Origin of the sequence: Leekyejoonella antrihumi (genome assembly GCF_007845645.1) — a bacterium.
Taxonomy (GTDB): Bacteria; Actinomycetota; Actinomycetes; order Actinomycetales; family Dermatophilaceae; genus Leekyejoonella; species Leekyejoonella antrihumi.
Map to the genome: position 1 here is coordinate 62,053 of NZ_VCQV01000018.1, position 24,105 is coordinate 86,157.

Annotated in this window: 19 protein-coding genes; 6 read left to right on the top strand and 13 right to left on the bottom strand. The window is 68.0% G+C overall.

Annotated elements, in window-relative coordinates; genetic code table 11:
- Window positions 1-90 precede the first annotated feature (90 nt).
- Together aceA and aceB are read left to right on the top strand one after the other, a co-directional pair.
- Window positions 91-1,386 carry an isocitrate lyase gene (gene aceA, locus FGL98_RS13465; protein WP_146317290.1) on the top strand — a complete coding sequence of 432 codons (1,296 nt, stop codon included), beginning with the start codon at window positions 91-93 and terminating at the stop codon, window positions 1,384-1,386.
- A gap of 158 nt (window positions 1,387-1,544) precedes the next feature.
- Window positions 1,545-3,236 (top strand): malate synthase A, encoded by a 1,692-nt coding sequence (gene aceB / locus FGL98_RS13470; RefSeq protein ID WP_146317291.1) that lies wholly within the window; start codon window positions 1,545-1,547, stop codon window positions 3,234-3,236.
- A 136-nt stretch (window positions 3,237-3,372) separates the two neighbouring features.
- Here the strand turns inward: aceB and FGL98_RS13475 are convergent, their stop codons facing one another.
- From FGL98_RS13475 to FGL98_RS13510, 8 genes are all read right to left on the bottom strand, one after another.
- On the bottom strand, window positions 3,373-4,374 hold the full coding sequence (locus FGL98_RS13475; protein WP_222432167.1) for a GNAT family N-acetyltransferase: 1,002 nt from the start codon (window positions 4,372-4,374) through the stop codon (window positions 3,373-3,375).
- Window positions 4,371-5,459, bottom strand: coding sequence for an amidohydrolase family protein (locus tag FGL98_RS13480; RefSeq protein ID WP_146317292.1), 1,089 nt, complete (start codon window positions 5,457-5,459; stop codon window positions 4,371-4,373). Before FGL98_RS13480 ends, FGL98_RS13475 begins: the two co-directional genes overlap by 4 nt.
- A 10-nt stretch (window positions 5,460-5,469) precedes the next feature.
- Window positions 5,470-7,071, bottom strand: a complete 1,602-nt coding sequence (gene ffh, locus FGL98_RS13485) for a signal recognition particle protein (protein ID WP_146317293.1) — start codon at window positions 7,069-7,071, stop codon at window positions 5,470-5,472.
- Between the two features lie 9 nt (window positions 7,072-7,080).
- Window positions 7,081-9,423 carry a [protein-PII] uridylyltransferase gene (locus FGL98_RS13490; RefSeq protein WP_246136542.1) on the bottom strand — a complete coding sequence of 781 codons (2,343 nt, stop codon included), beginning with the start codon at window positions 9,421-9,423 and terminating at the stop codon, window positions 7,081-7,083.
- Window positions 9,424-9,455: 32 nt separating this feature from the next.
- Complete coding sequence (locus tag FGL98_RS13495; protein ID WP_146317294.1) at window positions 9,456-9,794, bottom strand: P-II family nitrogen regulator; 339 nt, start codon at window positions 9,792-9,794, stop codon at window positions 9,456-9,458.
- The gene (locus tag FGL98_RS13500; protein WP_146317295.1) at window positions 9,791-11,155 is read right to left on the bottom strand and encodes an ammonium transporter; all 1,365 of its coding nucleotides are present in this window, start codon (window positions 11,153-11,155) and stop codon (window positions 9,791-9,793) included. Before FGL98_RS13500 ends, FGL98_RS13495 begins: the two co-directional genes overlap by 4 nt.
- Before the next feature lie 139 nt (window positions 11,156-11,294).
- The gene (locus FGL98_RS13505) at window positions 11,295-11,633 is read right to left on the bottom strand and encodes a P-II family nitrogen regulator (protein ID WP_146317296.1); all 339 of its coding nucleotides are present in this window, start codon (window positions 11,631-11,633) and stop codon (window positions 11,295-11,297) included.
- Window positions 11,630-13,000: an ammonium transporter gene (locus tag FGL98_RS13510; protein WP_186526166.1), complete on the bottom strand. Its 1,371-nt coding sequence runs from the start codon at window positions 12,998-13,000 to the stop codon at window positions 11,630-11,632. Before FGL98_RS13510 ends, FGL98_RS13505 begins: the two co-directional genes overlap by 4 nt.
- A 114-nt stretch (window positions 13,001-13,114) precedes the next feature.
- On the opposite strand from FGL98_RS13510, the gene FGL98_RS13515 reads away from it, so the two are divergent.
- Window positions 13,115-14,044, top strand: coding sequence for an oxygenase MpaB family protein (locus FGL98_RS13515; RefSeq protein ID WP_146317297.1), 930 nt, complete (start codon window positions 13,115-13,117; stop codon window positions 14,042-14,044).
- Window positions 14,045-14,277: 233 nt separating this feature from the next.
- Here the strand turns inward: FGL98_RS13515 and ftsY are convergent, their stop codons facing one another.
- A complete protein-coding gene (ftsY, locus tag FGL98_RS13520; protein ID WP_146317298.1) occupies window positions 14,278-15,672 on the bottom strand; it encodes a signal recognition particle-docking protein FtsY in 1,395 nt (464 codons plus the stop codon).
- A 78-nt stretch (window positions 15,673-15,750) separates the two neighbouring features.
- Window positions 15,751-16,089 carry a hypothetical protein gene (locus tag FGL98_RS13525; protein ID WP_146317299.1) on the bottom strand — a complete coding sequence of 113 codons (339 nt, stop codon included), beginning with the start codon at window positions 16,087-16,089 and terminating at the stop codon, window positions 15,751-15,753.
- An 86-nt stretch (window positions 16,090-16,175) separates the two neighbouring features.
- On the opposite strand from FGL98_RS13525, the gene FGL98_RS13530 reads away from it, so the two are divergent.
- Complete coding sequence (locus FGL98_RS13530; RefSeq protein WP_146317300.1) at window positions 16,176-17,381, top strand: serine hydrolase domain-containing protein; 1,206 nt, start codon at window positions 16,176-16,178, stop codon at window positions 17,379-17,381.
- A 12-nt stretch (window positions 17,382-17,393) separates the two neighbouring features.
- On the opposite strand, the gene FGL98_RS13535 is transcribed toward FGL98_RS13530, so the two are convergent.
- Both FGL98_RS13535 and FGL98_RS13540 read right to left on the bottom strand, forming a co-directional pair.
- Window positions 17,394-17,585 carry a hypothetical protein gene (locus tag FGL98_RS13535; protein WP_146317301.1) on the bottom strand — a complete coding sequence of 64 codons (192 nt, stop codon included), beginning with the start codon at window positions 17,583-17,585 and terminating at the stop codon, window positions 17,394-17,396.
- 82 nt (window positions 17,586-17,667) lie between these two features.
- Window positions 17,668-18,174, bottom strand: a complete 507-nt coding sequence (locus FGL98_RS13540; protein WP_146317302.1) for a GNAT family N-acetyltransferase — start codon at window positions 18,172-18,174, stop codon at window positions 17,668-17,670.
- A gap of 629 nt (window positions 18,175-18,803) precedes the next feature.
- Between FGL98_RS13540 and FGL98_RS13545 the strand changes: the two genes are divergently transcribed.
- Window positions 18,804-20,588 (top strand): sigma-54-dependent Fis family transcriptional regulator, encoded by a 1,785-nt coding sequence (locus tag FGL98_RS13545; RefSeq protein WP_146317303.1) that lies wholly within the window; start codon window positions 18,804-18,806, stop codon window positions 20,586-20,588.
- 120 nt (window positions 20,589-20,708) lie between these two features.
- Here the strand turns inward: FGL98_RS13545 and FGL98_RS13550 are convergent, their stop codons facing one another.
- Window positions 20,709-22,574 (bottom strand): sigma-54-dependent Fis family transcriptional regulator, encoded by a 1,866-nt coding sequence (locus FGL98_RS13550; RefSeq protein ID WP_146317304.1) that lies wholly within the window; start codon window positions 22,572-22,574, stop codon window positions 20,709-20,711.
- A gap of 411 nt (window positions 22,575-22,985) precedes the next feature.
- On the opposite strand from FGL98_RS13550, the gene FGL98_RS13555 reads away from it, so the two are divergent.
- On the top strand, window positions 22,986-24,041 hold the full coding sequence (locus tag FGL98_RS13555; protein WP_146317305.1) for a zinc-dependent alcohol dehydrogenase family protein: 1,056 nt from the start codon (window positions 22,986-22,988) through the stop codon (window positions 24,039-24,041).
- The last annotated feature ends 64 nt before the right edge of the window (window positions 24,042-24,105 follow it).

Below are 24,105 nucleotides of genomic sequence, written 5' to 3' on the forward strand. Positions count from 1 at the left end.
CATTTCTTGAATGGAAAATCGTCGTGAGTTCCCACTTTGATCCCCCAGAGTTGTCGTCAACGGATCCCCCGGAAAGGAATACGAGGAGCCATGAGCAACAACCCCGATGGCAAGACCACGGCCCAGGAATCAGCCGCCCTGCAGAAGGAGTGGCACACGGACCCGCGCTGGAAGAACGTCAAGCGCGACTACACCGCTGAGGACGTCATCAAGCTGCGCGGCTCGGTCCAGGAGGAGTTCACCCTGGCGCGTCGTGGCGCCGAGCAGCTGTGGAACAAGCTGCACACCGAGGACTACATCAACGCGCTCGGCGCCTTGACCGGCAACCAGGCCGTCCAGCAGGTGAAGGCCGGCCTCAAGGCCGTCTACCTGTCCGGCTGGCAGGTCGCCGGTGACGCGAACCTGGCCGGGCAGACCTACCCGGACCAGTCGCTCTACCCGGCCAACTCCGTGCCGAATGTCGTTCGCCGCATCAACAATGCGCTGCTGCGCGCCGACCAGATCGAGTTCGCCGAAGGCATCAAGACCGTGGACGAGTGGGTCGTCCCCATCGTCGCCGACGCGGAGGCCGGTTTCGGTGGGCCCCTGAACGCCTTCGAGCTGATGAAGTCGATGATCGCGGCCGGCGCCGCCGGTGTGCACTGGGAGGACCAGCTCGCCTCGGAGAAGAAGTGCGGTCACCTCGGTGGCAAGGTGCTGATCCCGACCCAGCAGCACGTGCGCACCCTGAACGCCGCCCGCCTGGCCGCCGACGTGTCCGACGTGCCGTCGGTCGTCATTGCTCGCACCGACGCGGAGGCAGCGACGCTGCTGACCGCCGACGTCGACGAGCGGGACCGTGAGTTCCTGACCGGTGAGCGCACCGGCGAGGGCTTCTACAAGGTCCGCAACGGGATCGAGCCCTGCATCGCGCGGGGCCTGGCGTACGCCGAATACGCCGACCTGCTCTGGATGGAGACCGGCACCCCCGACCTGGAGCTCGCTCGCAAGTTCGCCGAGGCGATCAAGTCGGAGCACCCCGACCAGATGCTGGCCTACAACTGCTCGCCGTCGTTCAACTGGCGCAAGCACCTCGACGACGCCACGATCGCGAAGTTCCAGCGCGAGCTCGGCGCGATGGGCTACAAGTTCCAGTTCATCACGTTGGCGGGGTTCCACGCCCTGAACTACTCGATGTTCGACCTGGCGCACGGTTACGCCCGTGAGCAGATGACGGCCTACACCAGGCTTCAGGACGCCGAGTTCGCCTCAGAGGAGCGCGGTTACACGGCGACCAAGCACCAGCGGGAGGTGGGCACCGGCTACTTCGACATGGTTTCCACCGCGCTCAACCCGCAGAGCTCGACGACCGCACTGGCCGACTCCACCGAGGCCGCTCAGTTCTAAGTCACCCACCGGCGACTTTCTTGACCACCCGAGCCCCCCGCGGCCACCTGGCTCCGGTCGCGGGGGCTCGGGTACCACACAACCCGAGCCCCACCCAGCTCCCACGACATCCATTGATCAGCAGTAAGCACCAGCTGCACGGCAGCAGGAGGTACGTCATGTGCGACTCCCACGGCACCCCGAAGATCCGCGGCACCATGCACGAGCGGTATGCCGAAATCCTCACCCCGGAGGCACTGGCCTTCGTCGCGAAGCTCGACGGCGTATTCGCCGGCCGGCGGGCCGAACTGCTCGCCGCGCGTCGTGAACGGGCCCGTGAGATCAGCGCCGGCGCCGACCTCGACTTCCTGCCGGACACCGAGCACATCCGCTCCGACGCGGGCTGGCAGGTCGCCGCGCCCGCGCCAGGTCTCGAGCGCCGGCGCTGCGAGCTGGTCGCGCCGGCCAACCGGAAGATGGCGGTCCACGCACTCAACTCGGACGCCGACGTCTGGCTGGCCGACCTCGAGGACTCGACGGCACCCAGCTGGGACAACATCATCGGTGGTCAGCTGAACCTGTTTGACGCCGTCCGCGGCAACCTGACCTACCTGGCCGCCGACGGCGCCGAGCACGCGGCGAGCAGCCAGCATCCGACGATCATGATGCGTCCACGCGGTTGGCACCTGTGCGAGAAGCACATCAGCGTCGACGGTCGCCCCATCTCGGCGTCGCTCGTCGACTTCGGCCTGTACTTCTTCCACAACGCTCAGCGGCTCATCGAGAACGGCGCCGGCCCGTACTTCTACCTGCCCAAGATCGAGTCGCACAAGGAGGCCGCGCTCTGGAATGACGTGTTCATTCTGGCGCAGAACCAGCTGGGCATCCCCCAGGGCACGATCCGCGCGACAACGCTGATCGAGACCTTGACCGCGGCATTCGAGATGGACGAGATCCTCTACGAGCTGCGCGATCACAGCGCCGGCCTGAACGCCGGCCGGTGGGACTACATCTTCAGCTATGTGCGCACCTTCGCCCAGCGTGGCCCGGAGTTCGTGCTGCCCGACCGCGACAAGGTCACGATGACCACGCCGTTCATGCGGGCCTACACGGATCTGCTGGTCGACACCTGCCACCAGCGTGGCGCGCACGCCATCGGTGGACCGGCCGCGGTCAACCCGACCCGGCAGGACGAGGAGAAGCGGCACCGGGCACTGGCCATCGTGCGCGCCGAGAAGGAGCGCGAAGCCGCTGACGGTTTCGACGGCTGCTGGGCGGCGCACACCGCGGTGATCGAGACCTGCCAGGAGGCCTACGCGTCGATCCTCGGCAGCAAGCCGGACCAGCGGGACGTGCGACGGGCAGTCAACGCGACCGCCTACGACCTGGTGTCATTGCACGGGACGGTGCAGACCATCAGCCTCGAGGGCGTCCGCACCAACGTCTCGGTGGCGCTGCGCTACCTCGCGGCGTGGATCGGTGGCCGCGGCGCTGTCGCGATCGACAACCTCATGGAAGACGCTGCGACCGTGGAGATCTCACGCGCCCAGCTGTGGCAGTGGATCCACCACAACTCGCAGTTGGCCGAGGGCCCGCAGGTCACCCGTGAGCTCGTCGAGCGCATCATCGATGAGCAGATGGCGGGTCTGACCCGTGGGCTGGATGACACGACGTCGGCTCGCTACCAGGGCGCGCGGGAGGTGCTGACGGAGGTCGCGCTCGGCGACTACCTGCCGGGCTTCTTCACGCCATACGCCTACGTCCGGTTCCTGATCGATCGCCCGCTGCGGATGTCGGGGCCGCTGGACCCGGAGGACCTGCGGCAGTCGGAGCACGTGCAGTCCGTCAGCCACGCGCACTCCGCGGCTTAGCAGTCCCCGGCCCACCCCGCGAGTTGTCCACTTTCGCTCCAAAGGCGCAGCTGTACGTGCGCCTTTGGAGCGAAAGTGCACATTGGGAGGTGTCTGTCGGTCGGCGCGTGCAGTTGGCTCGGTGCAGGTGGTTGGCTCAGAGCGCGTGGTCGACGTGGATGGCACGAATCCTCAATGCCAGAGCCACAACCGACTTCGGGCTGACGCGCGCATCCGCGTCGACCTCGATCACCGGGCCGGCTCCGGCGAGCTGATCCTGGGCTGCCGATCCGAGCGCCCAGGACACCTCGGGGACCGTCCCGGGGCGTATACCGATTGCCTCGAGCTCGCGGTTGGCCTCGCCGGGCTCGCACGTCTCCCACGAGTGCTCCAGCACCCCACCGGCCGGCGAGTCTGCGAGCAGCCGCCACAGCGGGCGAGCGTCGGCACCGGAGCCCAGGATCGAGCTGGAGAACAGCGGAACCCCCAGCTCCAGCGCAAGTCGTCGAGCCAGCGCCGTCCGCTCCGGGCCACGAGCACCGCCCACCAGCGCGGTGATCCGCAGCGGCGCGTGCGGACGGAACGCCGGACTCGGCCAGTCCGACGCCGTGACGGCATACGTGTCGTGATCTCGCCATCGGGTCTCCCCCGCCGACTCGAGCCATAGCATGTCGCGCACATGCCCCTCACGCCGAAACCCCAGAGACCGCAGCACCCCGGCCGATGTCTCGTTGCCGGGTCGCACATCCGCCTCGACCCGGTGCAGACCCATTCCGCTCGGCACCGACGCGAATGCCAAACCAACCGTGAGCCGGAGCCCTTCCGCGAAAAGCCCTGTGCCGGCATACGGGTCGTAGGCGTCATAGCCCATGGTGCCGCTCTGGAACCGACCCCTCACGACGTTCATGACATTGATCTTGCCGACGAGGTCGTGCCCGCCGGACTTCTGGTGTGCATGCACCAGGAAGGTGCGATGGTCCTGGGACTGCTGGCGCAGATGCCAGAGCAGGTCGTCAGGATTGACCGGGTTCCATCGGCCGATGCGCTGCGCGGACAGCTGGACGGCCACGCGGTAGGACGTCAGATCTGCGGGCGTCACGCTCTGCACCCAGACCCGCTCGCCGTAGGCAACAAGCGGGAGGATGTCCACGGTGGTCACCTGATGAGCCTACCCCGCATCACGATGTGCGTCGGCGTCGTCACCGCACGCACGTCCTCTCGTGGATCGCCCTGGTAAACCACGAAGTCGGCACTCTCACCCTCCTCGATGCCCGGGTGCCCCAGCCAGGACCGTGCCCCCCAGGTCGCGGCGTTCAGCGCCTCGAGGTTGGTCATCCCGGCGCGCACCAGCTCGGCAATCTCCAGCGCGACCAGTCCATGCGGCAGCTGACCGCCGGCATCGGTGCCGACGTAGATCGGCACACCCGCCTCGTGCGCGGACCCGATGGTTGCGTAGCGACGCGCGTGCAGGTCGCGCATGTGCGCCGCGTAGGCGGGGAACTTCGGCTCGCCGGCGGCCGCGAATCCCGGGAAGTTCGCGATGTTGACCAGCGTCGGCACGACCGCGATCTGCGCAGCCGCAAACTGCTCGATGCTCTCCGGCTGAAGCCCGGTCCCGTGCTCGATGCAGTCGGTCCCCGCCGCGGCGAAGTCATAGAGCGACTCCTCCCCGAAGCAGTGCGCCGTCGTGCGGGCGCCCTCCTCGTGGGCGGCAGCAATCGCATCCGTCACGACCTCCCGTGGCCAGCACGGTGCGAGATCACCGCGGTCCCGGTCGATCCAGTCGCCGACGAGCTTGATCCAGCCTCCTCCGCGGCGGGCTTCCTGGCGCACATATTCCACCAGATCCTCGGGCTCGATCTCGTAGGCGAAGCCGCGCAGATAGCGCTTGGTCCGCGCAATGTGCCGGCCGGCGCGCACGATCCGTGGCAGGTCGTCGCGCTTGTCCATCCAGGTGGTGTCGACCGGCACACCCGCGTCACGCAGCAGCAGCACCCCGGCCCGACGCTCGGTCAGCGCGTGCTCCTCGGCCCGTTCGGGTGAAACGCCGCCCGTGGCCTCGAGCCCGACGTGGCAGTGGGCGTCGACCAGACCCGGGAGCACGAACCCGTCCACCGTATGAACGTCGCCCGAGGGCGGCGTGAAGGTCACCCGGCCGTCAACCACCCAGAGCTCGTCGCGCACCTCCTGCGGCCCGACCAGCACCTGACCCTTGACGTGCAGAACCGGCTGTCCATCTTGCATACCGCGACTCTCAGTCCTTGCTATCGAGGAACTTCTCGAAACCCTTCGGCAGCTTCAGGTCCGACATGTCGGGCCCATCGTGCGCGCCGAACGCATTGCCGATCGCCTTCTCGCGTGCCTGCACCGACCGCTGCTCGGCGTCGAGTTCCTGTTGCGCGCGCTTGGCCGGGTTGCCGCTCTTGCCCTTCTTCTTCTTGACCTGCTGCTTACCGCGCTTACCCCCGCCGCCCATGCCGGGCATCCCCGGCATACCGGGCATGCCGCCACCCCTGGTCATCTGCCGCATCATCTTCTGCGCCTGGGTGAAGCGCTCGAGCAGGGAGTTCACCTCGGAGACGGTGACCCCCGAGCCCCCGGCGATGCGGGAGCGGCGAGACCCGTTGATGGCCTTGGGGTGCGTGCGCTCGTAGGGCGTCATCGACTGGACCATGGCCTCGACCCGGTCGAACTCGCGCTCGTCGAGGGCATTGAGCTGGTCGCGCATGCCCGCCATGCCGGGCATCATCCCGAGCAGCGACTTGAGGTTGCCCATCTTCTTGATGGCCGCCATCTGCTGCAGGAAGTCGTCGAAGGTGAAGTCCTCCTCGTCCATCAGCTTGCGCGCCATCTCGGCGGCCTGCTGCTTGTCGAAGGCCTTCTCCGCTTGCTCGATCAGGGTGAGCACATCGCCCATGTCCAGGATGCGCGACGCCATCCGGTCGGGGTGGAAGACCTCGATGTCCTTGACCTGCTCGCCGGTCGAGGCATACATGATCGGACGACCGGTGACCGACGCCACCGAGAGGGCCGCGCCACCGCGGGCGTCGCCGTCGAGTTTGGAGAGCACGACGCCGGTGAAGTCGACGCTCTTCTGGAAGGCGAGCGCCGTCTCGATCGCTGCCTGGCCGATCATCGCGTCGATGACGAAGAGCACCTCGTCGGGCTGGATCGCCGCGCGGATGTCGGCGGCTTGCTGCATCAGGTTCTCGTCCACCGCGAGCCGGCCGGCGGTGTCGACGATGACCACGTCGTACTGCCGCACCTTCGCCTGTCCGACGCCGGCCTGTGCGACCCACACCGGGTCGCCAAATGACCGGGTGCCCTCACCGAAGTCGGTCGCAGAGTCGTGACCGCCGACGTTGCCCGGCTCGGGGGCGAATACCGGCACCTTGGCCCGGTCGCCAACGACCTGCAGCTGGGTGACGGCGTTCGGGCGCTGGAGGTCGGCGGCGACCAGCACCGGGAAGTGCCCCTGGTCGCGCAGCAGCCTGGCCAGCTTGCCCGCAAAGGTGGTCTTACCGGAACCCTGCAGTCCCGCCAGCATGATGACCGTCGGCGGCCGCTTGGCGAGCGCGAGCTGGCGCGTCTCACCCCCCAGGATGCTGACGAGCTCCTCGTTGACGATCTTGACGACCTGCTGGGCGGGGTTCAGGGCGGCGCTGACCTCGGCGCCGGTCGCCCGCTCTCGCACGCGACCGGTGAACTCGCGCACGACCGGGGTCGCCACATCGGCATCGATCAGGGCGAGCCGGATGTCCCGGACCGTCGCGTTGACGTCGGACTCGGACAGGCGTCCCTTGCCGCGGAGGTTCTTGAACGTCGCGGTCAGGCGGTCTGACAGGCTGTTAAACACGGGGACAGGCTATCTCCCCGTGCTGTCCGCCTCGTCCACCCCATCGCATGCGTCGATCACCGCGCCGATCAGGCGCGCCACGTCCGGCGGTGTGAGCGGTCCCCTCCCGTCCGGGGTCAGGTAGAACGTGTCCAGGCTCTGCCCCGCATACGTCGCGACGTGGGCGGACCGCACGGCAAGCGCGAAACCCGCAAAGACCCGACCCACGTCATAGAGCAGCCCGGGGTGGTCCTGCGCGCGCACCTCGATCGCGGTTACCTCTGCCCCGGCCCCGGGTATGACGGTCGCTCGGGTGACCAGCCCCGCGGCACGGCACGGACGGCGACCCGCCAGGGACCGCAGCGGGGTGCGATCTCCGGCCTCCATCCGTCGCAGGGACCGCACCAGCCCGGCCGCCTCCGGCAGGTCCCCGGTCGTCGCCTCGACATGCCAGGTATCCAGTGCCAGCCCCCCGAGCGTGCGCACCCGCGCCGAGCGGACCACCAGACCATGGGCGCTCAACAGTCCTGCCGTATCGGCGAACAACCCGCTCCGGTCGTGGTCGGTGATCTCGATACGCGCACCGGCCGGATCCCGATGGATCGTCACCCGAGGGACCTCACCGTCAAGGTGACCATGAGGCTCGGGGACGTCGGACGGCTCCGGGGCGGCGACCTCGGCGCTGCCCAGCGAAGCACGAGCCCGATCGGCCAGCTCGACGATCAGGGACGCGCGCCACGGAGTCCACGCCTTCGGCCCGGCCGCGAGCGCGTCCGCGCGCGTCAGCCCCGCCAGCAGGTCGAGCACGTCCCGCTGGTGTCCTACGACATCAAGCAGTGCGGTCACCGTGGCCGGTTCGGCCACGTCTCGCCGAGTGGCCAGATCGGCCAGCGCCAGGTGCTCACGGACCAGCAGCCGCACCAGCTCCGCTTCATCGCTCTGCAGCCCTGATCGGCGAGCGATCGCCGCAGCGACGGGCGCACCCTCGGCACTGTGGTCACGCGAACCGGCAACCTTGCCGATGTCGTGCAGGAGCGCCGCCAGCAGCAACAGATCCGGACGACGCACCTGCGCGCGCAGCTCGCCTGCCCGCACCACGGTCTCGATCAGGTGCCGATCCACCGTGTGCACATGCACCCCGCCGCGCTGCGGTCGTCCACGGACCGCGGACCACTCCGGAATGAGCAGGTCGATGAACCTGCCCATGTCGAGCGCCTCCCACACCGTGACCAGGCCCGGGCCGGCCGCGAGGAGGTCCATGAACGCGTCACGCAGCTCGGGCGGCCAGGGATCGGTCGGCGGTCTGGCCGCGACCGCCAGCCGGGCGACGGTCGCAGGGGCCAGCGGCAGCGAGCGCGCCGCGGCCAGCCGCGCCGCCCGCAGGATGAGCAACGGGTCGCCTGCGTCCGCCCCCGGTCCGAGCACCACCTCGCCGTCGTGCTCGTAGCAGCCGTAACCGAGCGGGGTCAGCCGCGGCCGCCGCGGGCCGGACCGAAGGGTTCGGGCGCGCTGGGACTGCGTGGCCCGGCGGGTCGTGGCATCCAACGCAAACGAGACCGAGCGCGCGGCCTGCGTCACGGCGGTCATCAGCGCATCGGAGTCCGGGTGGCCGAGCAGCGCGGCGACCGCGTCCTGCTCCTCGCGCACCAGTCGGTCGCGGCCACGACCGGTGACCACGTGCAGCGCGTCTCGCACGTCGAGCAGGGCCGCGTGGGCGAGGTCGACGTCACCGTGCGGGCGGTCGGTCAGCCAGGCCGTGGCCAGGGCTCGCAACACGGTCATGTCCCGCAGCCCACCCCGCCCCTCCTTCAGGTCGGGATCGATGGAGGTGGCGACGTCGCCATACCGCTCGTGCCGGGCACGCACGCCGTCGAAGAGCTCGGGCAGCCGACGCCGGGCATTCGCGCGCCAGTCGTGCGCAATGCTGCCCTGCACACCGGCGACCAGCTCCGGGTCACCCGCCACGGTGGTGATGTCGAGCAGCCCCACGGCCGCGGTCAGGTCGTCCGCGGCGACCTTGCGGCACTGGGCCCGAGTGCGCACGCTGTGATCGAGCCGGAACCCGGCGTCCCACAGGGGATACCACACCCGTGCGGCGAGCGCCTCGACGTCATCATTGCCCAGAGTGCGCCCGTCATGCAGCAGGACCAGATCGAAGTCGCTGAGCGGACCGAGGTCTCCCCGTGCCAGGCTTCCGACGGCGGCGAGCGCCACCCCGTCCCGGTGATGCGTCCCGCACGCCTCCTGCCAGATGTCACACAGCGTCTCGCGCGCGTAGGCCGTGAGCCGACCCCGGCGGCCGGGTCCTGCCGGCGCGTCGGTGGAGGTACCTCCCGATTGCGCCTGGAACTCACGGGTTCCCGCGAGCTTCAAGCGCGCAGACTCGCTGGGGCGCAGCGACCGACTCACAGCGCCGACGCCCCCCGCTCCCCCGTCCGCACCCGCACCATGTCGTCGACCGGCGTCGTCCAGACCTTGCCGTCTCCGATCCGGCCGGTCTGCGCGGACTTGACGATCACGTCGACGACACTGCGTGCGTCCACATCCTCGACCACCACGTCCAGTCGCAGCTTCGGCACGAAATCCACCTTGTACTCCGCCCCGCGGTAGACCTCGCTGTGGCCGCGCTGACGGCCGTAGCCGGTCGCCTCGCTGACGGTGATGCCGGTGATGCCGTAGGCCTCGAGGGCCTCCTTGACATCCTCCAGCTTGAACGGCTTGATGATCGCCGTCACGAGCCTCATAGTCCTGCTCCTTCTCGGTCGGTGAGTCGTCCATGGTGCGTGGGGTTGGTGCGGCCGCTGCTGAACAGGTGACCGAGGTCGTACCCGGTCTCGGCGTGCTCGATCTGGTCGATACCGGCCCGCTCATCATCCTCGGTGACGCGGAAACCGACGGTCTTCTGCAACGCCAGGCCGATCGCGTAGGTCATGACAAACGAGAAGATGAGCACCGCGCCCGCCCCGAGCGCCTGCCGCCCGAGCTGGTCCAGCCCGCCGCCGTAGAACAGTCCGGTCGGGCCGGTCGCACCGGCCGGGCCTCCCGGGGTGGCCAGCAGGCCGATCCCCAGCGTGCCGATCAGGCCGCCGACTAGGTGCACCCCGACCACGTCCAGGCTGTCGTCGAAGCCGAACCGGTGCTTCAGGCCGACCGCCCACGCGCACACCGCGCCGGCCACCGCGGCCAGCAGCACCGACCCCACCGGGCTCAGCACCGAGCAGGACGGGGTGATCGCGACCAGTCCGGCGACCAGGCCCGACACCGCCCCGAGCGAGGTCAGTCGACCGTCACGGGTTCGTTCCACCGCCAGCCACCCCAGCATCCCGGCCGCGCCGGCCGCCAATGTGTTGATCCACACCCCCGCGGCCAGGGTGCCCGCGGACAGGGCAGACCCGGCGTTGAACCCGAACCAGCCGAACCACAGCAGCCCGGCGCCGATCATCACCAGGGTCAGGTTGTGCGGGCGCATCGGTTCCTTCCCGAAGCCCACCCGCTTGCCCAGCACCAGCGCGAGGGCGAGTCCGGCGGCTCCCGCGTTGATCTCGATCACCGTCCCGCCGGCGAAGTCGACCACATGCAGGTCGTTGACGATCCAGCCTCCGGCGCGTGCGGCATACCCGCTCAGCGCGAAGACCCAGTGCGCTGCGGGGAAGTAGACCAACGTTGCCCACAGCACGGTGAACCCCGTCCAGGTCGCAAATTTCGCCCGGTCCGCGATCGCCCCCGAGACCAGCGCCACCGCGATGATGGCGAAGACCACCTGAAACGCCACAAAGGCGGGGGCCGGGATGCCTTTGCCGACCGGGCCGTAGACCGCCCGCATGACCCCGTGCAGACCGAAATGGGTGAACGGGTCACCGAGCAAGCCGTCGCCCAGATCGGGCCCGAAGGTCTCGCTGTAGCCCCACAGGATCCAGCTCACACTGACCGTGCCCATTCCGATGAAGCTCATCATCATCATGTTGAGGACGCTCTTGCTGCGGACCATCCCGCCGTAGAACAGCGCGAGCCCGGGTGTCATCAGCAGGACGAGCGCGGCACACAGCAGCACCCAGGCGGTGTCTCCCGCATTCGGGGATGCGGCGGCGAGGGAGGCGGATCTCATATCGACAATCTGCGGGATCCACGTTTCGTCGAGCACCACGTCGTGTTACGGGCGTGTTTCATCGACCGTGCGAGCGTTAACTCTGTATTGCGGGACGCCGCACTGGTCACCTGCCGCTTACCCCGGGCTCGGGGATGTCTTACAGCGCCGACGCACCTCGCTCCCCCGTCCGGACCCGGACCATGTCGTCCACGGCCGTCGTCCAGACCTTGCCGTCTCCGATCCGGCCGGTCTGTGCGGACTTGACGATGACATCGACGACACCGTCGGCGTCCTGGTCCTCGACCACCACTTCGAGCCGCAGCTTCGGCACGAAATCCACCTTGTATTCCGCGCCGCGGTAGACCTCGCTGTGTCCGCGCTGCCGGCCGAAGCCGGTCGCCTCGCTGAGCGTGATCCCGGTGATGCCGTACGACTCGAGTGCCTCCTTGACGTCCTCCAGCTTGAACGGCTTGATGATCGCGGTGACAAGTCTCATACGCCGGCCCCTTCCTTGGTGGTCGTGCGCGCCTGCTGCGGTGCGCGATGGGTGCGACTGCCACCGAACAGGTGGCCGAGGTCGTAGCCGGTCTCGACATGCTCGATCTGGTCGATACCGGCCATCTCGTCGTCCTCCGTGATGCGGAACCCGACAGTCTTCTGCAGGACCCAGCCGATCGCGTAGGTGACAACGAAGGAGAAGACGAGCACCACGGCGGCACCGACCGCCTGACGCCAGAGCTGGTTCAGTCCGCCGCCGTAGAACAGACCGGACACGCTCGCGGAGCCGGCCGGACTGTTGGTGGTCGTGGCGAGCAGCCCGATCCCCAGCGTTCCGACGATGCCCCCGACCAGGTGCACGCCCACGACGTCCAGGCTGTCGTCGAAACCGAACCGGTGCTTCAGGCCCACCGCCCAGGCACACGTCATCCCCGCGACCAGACCAAGGGCGATCGAGCCGATGGGGCTCAACGTGGAACATGCCGGGGTGATCGCCACGAGGCCCGCGACGACTCCGGAGGCGGCACCCAGTGACGTGGCGTGACCGTCACGAAACTTCTCGAGCAGCAGCCAGCCGAGCATGGCGGCGGCTGTCGCGGCGAGGGTGTCGATCCAGACGCCCGCTGCGAGCGCCCCCGACCCGAGCGCCGATCCGGCGTTGAAGCCGAACCAGCCGAACCAGAGCAGTCCGGCGCCGATCATCACCAGCGTCAGGTTGTGTGGGCGCATCGGATCACTGCCGAAGCCCACTCGCTTGCCCAGCACCAGTGCCAGTGCCAGCCCGGCGGCACCGGCGTTGATGTGGATCGCGGTCCCACCGGCGAAGTCGATCACCTTCAGGTTGTTGGCGATCCAGCCACCCGTGTTCGCCGCGTAGCCGTTGAAAGCGAAGACCCAGTGGGCCGCCGGGAAGTAGACGATCGTCGCCCAGATCACCGTGAAAAGAGTCCAGGTCGTGAACTTTGCGCGGTCCGCGATCGCGCCCGACACGAGCGCGACGGCGATGATCGCAAAGACCGATTGGAAGGCCACGAATGCCGGCCCGGGAATGCCGCCATACACCTGGTCCATCACTCCGTGCAGCCCGAAGTGGGAGAAGGGGTTGCCGAGCAGTCCATGGCCCAGATCGGGCCCGAACGACTCGCTGTATCCCCACAGGATCCAGGCGACACCGACGGTGCCCAGGCTGATGAAGCTCATCATCATCATGTTGAGGACGCTCTTGCTGCGGACCATGCCGCCGTAGAACAGCGCGAGCCCGGGTGTCATCAGCAGCACAAGGGCTGCCGATGCGAGCACCCAGGCGGTGTCACCGGTGTCGATGTGTGCCGCCGCTGCCGCCGCGGAGAGGGTTGCATATGTCATACGGGTAATCTGCGCGACGCGCGTTTCAGCCGGCGCCCTGGCGTGTTACCGGCATGTTGCGGCGTGCGCCGGGGCGTTAACTTCACGTTGCGGCCGCCCGCACATACTGGACGTATGACGCTCACCATGGACCGGCTGCCTCGCCCGGTCCTCGCGGTGCACGACGCCGTCCGACATCGCGCGGCGCTGGCGCTGCGGGACCGGGTTGCCGGTGACAATGCCACCGGTCGCGCCGACCAGATCTGGGGACGTCCCGGCCCGCGCTGGTTCACGCCGGACGACCCGATCTGGCGGGTGCATCTGGATGCCTCGATGTTTCTCGGTGGCATCCGTGCGCTGCTGCTGCAGTCGCTTCATCCGCTGGCGATGGCGGGGGTGACCGACTTCTCCGACTATCAGAGCGATGTGTGGGGACGCCTGCAGTCGACGAGCAACTTCATCTCGCAGACGACCTTCGGCACGATCGAGGACTCCGAACGACTGTTGGATCGCATCAACACGATCCACAGCCACATCCAGGGCGTCGCTCCCGACGGTCGGGGTTACGCGGCGACCGACCCGCATCTGCTGCGCTGGGTGCACGTCGCGGAGATCGACGGGTTCCTTGCCTGTTTCGAGGCATTCGGTGAGTCGACGCTGACCCCGCAGGAGGCCGACACGTATGTCGCGCAGACCGGTGTCGCCGCAGCTCGTCTCGGGGTGATCGACCCTCCGCAGTCGGTGGCCGACCTGCGGGCAGCCCTCGCCGCGTTCGAACCGGAGCTGGAGATCACCCCGGCTGCCCGGGAGGTGCTCCGGTTCATCCTGTGGCGGCCGCCGATGCCCCTTGCGGCACGACCGGCATACCTGTCATTGGTCGCCGGGGCGCTCGCGACGCTGCCGCCGTATGCCCTGGAGATGTTCGGGGTGCGGCTGCCACCCGGTGGCCGCCGCGGCCTACGCCTTGCCGGAAACGGCGGCGCAGGCGCCATCCGCTGGATGCTGCACGACCCGATGGTGCGCTCGGACCGGCGGATGGACAGCCGGCCGGGCGACACCCGCTGACACGCCTGCAGTGAGGTCTACTCCCTCGTCCTCTCCTTCGGGATCCGGTTCGCGCTCGTGCCGCTGCTGCTCATTACCGGGGATCGCCGCGTGATGACCGACATGACCAATCGCCGAGTCACCCGTGCGCTGACGTTCCTGGTGACCCTCTTCGTCAGCGTCCTGAACGGCTGTCTCCTCTACCGCATGGTTGCCGCCTGAAGCGCGCCCCCGGCAGGGTGGGCGAGGTGCTCCTAGTCGAGCACCGCGTCGACGAAGGCCTTCGGATCGAACGGCGCCAGATCGTCGGCGCCCTCACCCAGGCCTACCAGCTTGACCGGCACCCCGAGCTCCCGCTGCACCAGCACCACGATGCCGCCCTTGGCGGTGCCATCCAGCTTGGTCAGTGCCACACCGGTGATGTTGACCGCCTTGGCGAACACCTCGGCCTGGCGCATCCCGTTCTGACCGGTGGTGGCGTCGAGCACCAGAATGCACTCGTCGATGGGGCTGCGCTTCTCGATGACCCGCTTGACCTTCGCCAGCTCATCCATCAGGCCGACCTTGTTGTGCAGCCGGCCGGCGGTGTCGATGATCACCACGTCGGCCTCGGACTCGTGCGCGTCCTTGACGGCATCGAACGCCACCGCTGCCGGATCGGCGCCCTCGCGCTGCGAACGCACGGTCGGCACGCCTACCCGGGCTCCCCAGGTCTCCAACTGATCGGCGGCGGCCGCACGAAACGTGTCGGCCGCGCCGAGCACGACCTGCTTGTCCTCGGCGACGAGCACGCGCGCCAGCTTGCCCACCGTCGTCGTCTTGCCGGTTCCGTTGACGCCGACCACCATCACCACGGCGGGCCGGTCCCCGACGCGGCTCGCCGCGATGCGCCGATCCATCGACGGATCGACCAGCTTGAGCAGCTCTTCGTGCAGCCATCCCTCCAGTTGCTCCGGAGCCGGCGCACCCTCGGCCTTCACCCGGGACCGCAGGTTGTCGACCAGCTCGGTCGTGGCCTCAACGCCCAGGTCGGCGCCGAGCAGCGTGTCCTCGACCTCTTCCCAGACCGCCTCGTCGAGGGTCCCGGCCGACAGGATGCCGAGCAGACCCTTGCCCATGGCGCTGTTGGATCCGGCGAGCCGTCCGCGCAGCCGTCCCATCCGGCCGCGAGCCGACTCGGGGTGCTCGATGACCTCCTGGTCCGGCTCCTCGAGAACCGTCTCGTCCGCAGGTGCGCCGTCCGAGACGTCGGCGCCGGCCCGGTCTCCCGGCCCCTGCACCGGGTCGCCGGTCGCCGGCGCGACGAGCTCTCCTGCACCCGTATCGGCCGCCGCCATGGGCGACGAGCCGCCCTGCTTGGCGGCCCTCTCGGCCGGAGCAGCGGGTGGCGGGGTGGCCCCGCTCTCGGCGGTCGTCCCAGTCTGCGAGACCGGAGGTGGAGGTGTCCCTCCCTTGCTGGTGTCAATCTTTGCCGCGCCACCAGGTTGATAGGTATTGCGCTCGCGCGTCTTGGTCTCGCGGGCCGGCGGTGCGACCGGTGGCGGCGACGAGTGCTTGTCTCTGCGACCACGCACCAGCGCGACGGCCAGCGTGATGCCGCCGACGACGAGGATGGTGATGACGGTGAGGATCTCCCAAAGCGTGTCCACCCGCACATCATGACAAACCGGTGCAGCGCCTGCACAGGCGCTGCACCGGTCAGCGTGGTCTAGTGAGCGAGAAGCCCCTCAGCCCGCGGTCTTTTGAGCGTCTGAGCCGGAGTCTTCCGTGTCGGCGGGGTGCGCAGCAGCCGGCTCGGTGGCCGTGGCCGACTCGTCGGAGGCAGTGTTGTCGCTCGTCTCCACCGACTGACCATCCGACTTTCCAGACCGACGCGTCACTGAGGCGCCCGTCTTCTTGGCGGTCGTCGCGACGCGCTCCTTGCGCTCCGCAACCGAGGACACAAGGGTCTCGCCACGTTCGGTCAGCATCGCTCGACCCTCGCGCCGCGCGGGCACGGCGACCAGGCCCACCACGACCGCTGCAAGGACGACAGACACGAGCAGCGCAAGAATAAGCCAGAGCATGCTCACAGTGTGCAAGGTGAACCTTGGAATCCCAAACCGCAACACCGCAACGGACCGCCCCATCTCGCCGAGTGGAGACTGGCATCATGACGCACTCCCCGACAACCGGCCTCGACGCCGGTCGACTAGACCGCCTGGACGCGCATCTGCGAGCGTACGTGGATGACGGTCGCCTGCCCGGCTTCCATGTCCAGGTGAACCGGCACGGCCAGGTCGCCCACAGCACGGCATACGGGCGACGCGACATGGCGACCGATGCGCCGATCACGCCGGACACGCTCTACCGCATCTACTCGATGACCAAGCCGATCACCACCGTGGCCGCGATGATGCTCTACGAGCGGGCCGCACTGGATCTGTCCGAACCGGTGTCGAAGTACGTCCCGGCCTTCGAGGACGTCCGGGTGTATGTCGGCGGGCCGGCGCCCGCGCCGGTGACCCGGCCGGCCACCGAACCGATCCGGATCAAGCACCTCATGACGCACACCGCCGGGCTCACATACGGCTTCCACCGCGTGCACGTCACCGACGAGATCCTGCGCGGGTGCATCGACGAGTTCGCTCCGCCCGCCGGCACCGACCTGGCGAAGGCATGCGACCTCTATGCCCAGGTCCCGCTGCGGTTCGACCCCGGCACGAGTTGGAACTACTCGGTTGCCACGGACGTCCTCGGGCGGGTGGTCGAGGTCGTCTCCGGGCAGTCGCTGGACGACTTCTTCCGCGACCACATCCTTGGGCCGCTCGAGATGAGTGACACCGCGTTCCACGCCGTCGACGTCGACCGGCTGGCGACGCTCTACGGACTGGGACCGGATGGCATCGTGCCACTCGACCAGATCGGGCGGGCCGCCCGGTCGCAACCGGCGATCCTCTCCGGTGGCGGCGGCCTGGTCTCCTCGATGGCCGACTACACCCGGTTCACCGACCTGCTGCTGCACGGTGGACGGCTCGGCGACGTGCGCCTGCTCAGCGACCGCACGGTCTCCTTCATGACTCGCAACCATCTGCCCGGAGGCGCCGACCTCGACGAGTTCGGCATACCGCTGTTTGCCGAGACGCCCTTCCGGGGTGTCGGCTTCGGCCTAGGCTTCTCGGTCACCATCGACCCGGTGCGTGCGGCACTTGCCAGTTCGGCCGGTGAGTTCGGCTGGGGCGGGATGGCATCCACCTACTTCTGGGTCGACCCCGCCGAGGATATGACGATCGTGTTCATGACCCAGGTCATGCCATCCAGTGCCTACCCGGTTCGGTCGGAGCTCAAGCAGCTGGTCTATTCGGCGCTCGTCGAGTAGTGATACGTCGATTTACAGCCAGTGCACCAGGAGATCCGTGGTGCATCTGGCACGGATCATCGCGGCCACGTCACGTACGCCGCCGAAGAAGCTCGGGGTGACGCACGTGCCATCCGGCTGCCTTCCTCGCGGGAGGTGGATCGGCTCACCGTAGGCGTCAAGGCATGCCAGGTCATTCGTCGCCGCACCCGCAGAACCTGACATCTACGACACCCGCCACGTCCTAGCTATTCAGAGAACATCGGTGCTGCCGGGTCAGCGGTTCCGTTCACGACGCCGGGTCCGCCTACAGTGCCAGCATCATCGCGACCTCGAACGCCTGGGTCTGGGAGTCGCCGTCGGTGACCCGCGCCGGGCGGCGTTCGTCCATCGGACGGAAGCCGAAGCCGCTCGCGAAGCTGATCGCGGTCGCGTCGTCAGAACCGGCCCAGAAGTAGAGCAGCCGGCAGCCGTTCTCGGTGGCGTTGCGAGCCGCGGTCGTCATCAGGGTCCGTGCGACCCGGTCCCCGGGTGCACCCGGCGCGGTCCACAGCCCGAACACTTCACCGGCCTCTGGGTTCTCGTGCAGTCCCAGACAGACCAGTCCGACCGGTTCGTGCCCGCACTCGGCGACGATGTACTGCGTGCGAATCACCCGGTGATGCCAACCGTCCTGAACACCGGCCGCATCGCCTCCGGCAGGGTCGAGGAACGTGTCAACCATGTCTGTCGCGTCGGCCAGCGCGGCCAACCGGGTTCGCTGGTAGAGCGGCCAATCGCCATCCTCGAGGGTGCGTGCCGTGATTTCGGTCATGCTCGAGAGTCGCACACTCGACTGGTGCGATCGAACGCTGCGAACAGGACACCCGTGGTGTCAAATCTGCCTGAGACAGCGACTCGTTCGGCTGACCTCCCGACCGCAAACCGCGGAATTGCGGGCAATCCGCGCACGGATATGCCACCGGCATCGCGTTACTGGGGTCACCGTTGGGCAGGAACCGCCCGCGCGGCTGGTCTCAGATTGAGACGGACGCGGAGCCTGCGCAACTGGGAAGGGTCGAGGAGATCCTCTCCGGCTGGAACGCACTGATCGCAGGGGGCTTTGTAGCGCCGTGGCGCGCCCGTGGACAGCAGGACTTCGCACCCAACACGCAGATCACCGGATGAAACCCATCACCGGTAATCGCCTTGATGAGGAGGGGTCATGACCATCGAGGACACCAGGCAATGGACACCGATCCAACGGTAGAAGCTGCTTCAAACCTGTTCTCCTCGGGCAACCCCAGCTCGATCGGAGTGGCGGGCTCTGTCGCATAGTCCTGGCCCGCCGGGTCGATGCAGTCGGCCACCGGGGGCGTCTCAATCTGAGACCTAGCACGCTGGAGCCCGTATCCGCCCGTAGCATGGGGTAACCCGAAGCACAGCCCGAGATGAGAGGCTCGTATGCCCCCTGGACCGCCCTCCGGTGGCACGCTGATGCGCTCCCGCGAACTGTTTCTCGAGGGCGGATTGGCCGACGATGCTCCCGTCCGTGACGAGATTCGCGCATCGTGGGTGCGGTCGCGCCACCTGTCCGTCGGCGCGGAGCACGTGCAGGCGACCTACATCGAGCGAGCCGATGGACAGATGCTGCTGCGCGACAGCGCGCGCCCGGTGTTGCAGGACGTCGCGCACGAGATCGCCAACGAACCGGTTGCCTTGTTGCTGACCGACCCGAACGGTGTCGTGCTCGACCGGGTATGCGGTGACCGGGGGCTGACTCAACATCTTGACAGGGCACAGCTGTCGCCCGGGTTCACCTATGCCGAGTCCTCCGTGGGTACCAACGGGATCGGCACCGCGATAGAAACCCGCACCCCCACGCTGGTGACCGGCGGGGAGCACTTCGTGAGCGACCTTTGCCAGTTCGGATGCGCCGGAGTGCCAATCATGCATCCCCTCACCTCCGCATTGATGGGTCTGCTGGACCTGACGTCATGGGCTGCTGACACCAACCCGCTGCTCCTCGGTTTCGCGCGAGCAGTCGCCCGGCGCATCCGGGATCGGCTGGTTGAACGGACCAGCCTGAACGAGGTCACCCTCGTGCGCGAGTACCTGTGGACCTGCCAGCACACCGGCGGCTCCGTGCTCGCGCTGAACGGCGAGCTGACCATGATGAACGCGCACACCCAGCAGACTTTCGACGTAGCCGACCAGTCCGTACTGCTCGCCCGATCCGCCGACGTCGCCGAGGCTAGACAAGCCGCGACCGTCGTGGCGGACCTGCCCAGTGGACAGGTGGTGAGGCTGGGCTATCGACCGACGTTCACCGATCAGAACGTGTTCGCCGGCGGCGTCGTGCAGATCAAACCGCAGGTCGCGACGCGCGGTCACGAGCCACGGCACGTGCCGGCGGTACGACTACCCGGCGTCGTCGGGTCCAGTCCCGCCTGGGAACGCGTCTGTCACAAGATCCTCGACAGCAACCGACGCTCCGAATGGCTCGTCCTCGAAGGGGAGCCCGGCGTCGGCAAGCTCACCCTGCTGACCGGGGCACACCGCGCAACACACCCCACCGGCCACCTACGGGTCCTGGACGCCGCCGATGCCGACGACCCCGAGGTATGGCTCGACGTGGTCGCCGGAGAGCTCGAGCCACAACCGGGCGCAGGCGCACTGATTCTGCGCAGGGTGCACCTCCTACCCGAAACAGCGATCAGCGCCCTGGCCGGAATGCTGCTCGAGTGCCAGGGCAATACCGGCCTCGATACGCAGCCCTGGGTGGCAATTACCATGCCGGCCGAGTCCCACAACGCCGCCATCGACACCGAGCTCCGTCCGCACTTCCCGCACACCGTCGGGGTTCCGGCATTGCGACACCACATGGACGACCTGCCCCGACTGGCGGCTCACCTCCTCGGACAGGTATCCCGCGAGAGCCGACTCGCCCTGTCCGACGACGCGATGAACCAGCTCATGCGCCTGCCCTGGCACGGCAACGTTAAGCAGCTGCGGAAAGTGCTCACCGAGGCCGCGCGACAGCGACGAACCGGCATCATCGAGTTCGCTGACCTACCTGGCGAATGCCGCTCGGCCAGCCGGCGTCGCCTCACCACGATGGAGGCCTTGGAACGCGACGCCATCGTCGACGCCCTGGACACCCATGACGACAACCGGAATCTTGCTGCCGAGTCGCTCGGAATGTCGCGGGCGACCATCTACCGCAAGATCAAGGGTTTCGGGATCTGAACCCAGCCACGCACGAAGGTCAGGTCACCATAGGTATTACCCCACCCCGCCCCACGCCCGCGCCGATGTACGGATCCTGTGCCCCCAGTGGCGAACCTGAACGCCGGCGGTGGATCTCGTTCAGACTCGGATTGGGGACGCCAGCGGGATCCCGTACTCGCGAATCCTGCGGTAGATCGTGGCCCGGGAGACCCCGAGATCCTCGGCTGCGGCCTGCTTGTTACCGCCGTGCCGGGCGAGCGACTCAAGGACGGCGTCACGTTGGAGCTCCTCCATGAGAGTCAATTGTCGCCGAGCCGTCGCAAGACACTTGGGTGGCAGATCGCTGGTCGCGATGACGCCAGCACGCCGGTATCTGACGATGCCGTGCAGGACCTGGTGCAGCTCGCCGATGTTTCCCGCCCAGGGAAGAAGCATGAGCCGACGCAGCGCCGCAGGGGACAGTCGCAGACTGTCGTCGCCGACGATCCGCCGCAGCAGGGTGGGAACCAGACGCTCCAGGTCCTCGATGTGGTGTCGCAACGGTGGGACGACGATGCTGCGGGAGAAACACGGCACCAACACCGCGTCGACCAGCGGGTTGCGCTGGATATCAGACAGGGTGAGGACGACCCACGAGCCGGTGGGACAAGCTCGGTCGGCGCCCTGCGCCAGGAGGAGCTTGGCGAGCCCGGAGACCACCTCGATGGGCCACCGGTGCCCGTCGCGCAGTACGAGCGTGCCACCGCCTTCGGTCAGTTCCGCGGCCGCCGACTCAAGCCACCAGCCGAGGTCGCTGGGCGCGGGCGGGTCGAGGACACGCAGGTGACCCGCCGGCGAGTGCAGCTCATGCACCGCCCGAGCCAACGTGACCTTGCCGACCCCGCTCTCTCCTTCGAGGATCACCGCTTCGCCGCGCGAACGAACCTCAGAGACGTCTTGCCCCACTCGCCGCCAGATCGGGCTCATCCCCACCAGGCCGGGCAGAGCCGCCGGCGACGTGCCAACATCGGGTGCCGACGGGTGGCTGGTCCGCTCGGGTCCCTGCTGGACATGGACGCGGACCACCCCACCGGCCAGGTCCGCGTTGCGGTACGAAGGCCGGTATTCCATCCGAGCCACCAGGCCACTGGGTAGGTCGACGACGATCGTATCCGTCGAGCGTGACCCGGCCACGTCGCCCGCGCGCTGCAACAGCGCCGCCTGGTCCGCGGCGTCGAAGAGCTGTTGCGACCGGCGGTTGATCATCACCACGTCCGCGTTGAGAGCCAGCACGGCACCAGGTGTCGAGCGGCAGGCCGACAGGTAGTCGCAAAAGAGCGCCCGTTCGTGGGCGCTCGTATCCTCCAACAGCTGCGCCTCAATACGCTGCGCGGTCGAGCTGGCAAACGCCATCAGCAACGTGTTCGCGCGCCGGTCCAGCACGGTGCACTCCACGGCCCCGATCAGCACCCTCGAGACCGGGTGGTGAATGAGGGCACCACCACTGGAGAACGCCCCCAGCTCATCGGTGAAGTGCTCATGCCCCGTCACCAGGGTCGCGACCCCCGCCTCCAGAGTCGTCCCGATCCCGTTGGTCCCGACCTGGTCCTCGGCAGCACTGAATCCCGAAGCCAGGAACACGACATCCATCGCCCGCACCAGCGCGCCGTCGCCGCAGACCCGCTGCTGCACCCGGCCGTGCGAGTCGGCCATGACCACACTCACCGGTTCACGACTCAGCTCGCCCGCCAACCGGGCAAGGACCGGGCCCGCCACCCGCAGCAGCCGACTGGACCCGGCCGGACAGTGCACATAGGCGGGCCTGGTCATCGTCGGGCTCAGCCCAAGCCGCACCGCACGCGCCCACGACGCCTGGATCGGACCCCGGACCAGGGTCGGTAACGGCTCCCCCGAGCGCAGAAACTCGTCACGCGCGAACGACAACTGCCGATCAACACGGCACGCCCGGTCTTTCAGGTTCGTCTCCATGTTCCTGGGCACCGGCAGCCGGCTCTCATCAGCCACAGGTGGAGGGAGGCCATACCCGGACCCGCTGCAGTACTGCCGAGCGGCCAGCGGCCCCACACCCGCGGAAAAGACCACCTGCACGTCAGTCTACGGCACGGCCCACCAATGCAGCGAAGTCTCACCGAGGGCGAGCGGCAGCGGCCCCATTGGTCACCCCAGCCCCTTCGCGTGCCCACTGTCTCGGGAAAGACTCCATCCGGTGATCGCACGCGCGCCGGCAGACTCGCTCACCGGGCGCCTTGTGCACCGCCGCTGGACGCCCCTGCTCCCGCTATCGCCCGGGGTCGCCGCCCGAGCGGCACATTCGCTGGTCGACCCGGCGACAGTCTCATTTTGCGACGGCGCGCGGTGCTCAGGCGGTGGACACTCCGTACCACGTCCCACACTCGGAAGACGAAGGAGCCCACCATGAAGGCACTCGTGTATCGCGGACCCGGCAAGAAGGCATGGGAGACCGTGCCCGACCCGGCCCTGAAGGACCCGACGGATGCGATCGTGAAGGTGGAGACGACCACGATCTGCGGGACCGACCTGCACATCCTCAAGGGCGACGTGCCCGCCGTCACCGACGGGCGGATCCTCGGTCACGAGGGAGTTGGCGTCATCACCGAAGTGGGTTCAGAGTGCGCCAAGGTGAAAGTTGGCGACCGGGTCATCATCTCGTGCGTCAGCAAGTGCGGGACCTGCAGCTACTGCAGGGAAGGGTTGACCTCGCACTGTCAGACGCTCGGGGGGATCGGCTGGATCTTCGGCCACCTGATTGATGGCACCCAGGCCGAGTATGTACGGGTTCCGTTTGCGGACAACGGGCTCATCCCGTTGCCCGAGGGAGTCACCGCAGAGCAGGGAACGATGCTGTCGGACATTCTGCCGACAGGTTATGAGATCGGTGTCCTGAACGGCGCGGTCAAGAAGGGCGACGTTGTTGCGGTCATCGGGACCGGCCCGGTCGGACTGGCGGCGATCATGACCGCGAGGAACAGCGGCGCGAGCAAGGTCATCGCCGTGGACGGCAACAAGTTCCGCCTGGAGGCGGCACGCGATTTCGGTGCCACCGACACGCTCGATGTGAACGAGGGTCACGACGTCGTCGAAGAGCTGAAGAAGCTGTCCAGCGATGGCCTGGGTGTCGATGTCTCGATCGAGGCGGTCGGCATTCCCGCGACGTTCGGCACAGCACTCGATGCGGTCCGCCCAGGCGGCCATGTCGCGAATGTGGGAGTGCATGGCGAGCCGGTGCAGTTCCCGCTCGAGCGCGACTGGATCAACAACCTGACGATCACCACTGGCCTCGTCAACGCGACGACAGCGCCCCAGCTGTTAGAGCAGATCACCTCGGGTGAGATCGCACCCGAGAAGTTCGTGACCCATCACTTCACCTTCGACCAGTTCGATGAGGCCTACGACACGTTCTCCCGTGCCGCGGACGAGTCCGCCCTCAAGGTGATCATCTCGGCCGGCTGAGCTCCCGACCGAATCCGGCAGCAGGCCACCGCCCGACGCCGTGCGCTCGGATCTGCATGAGTGG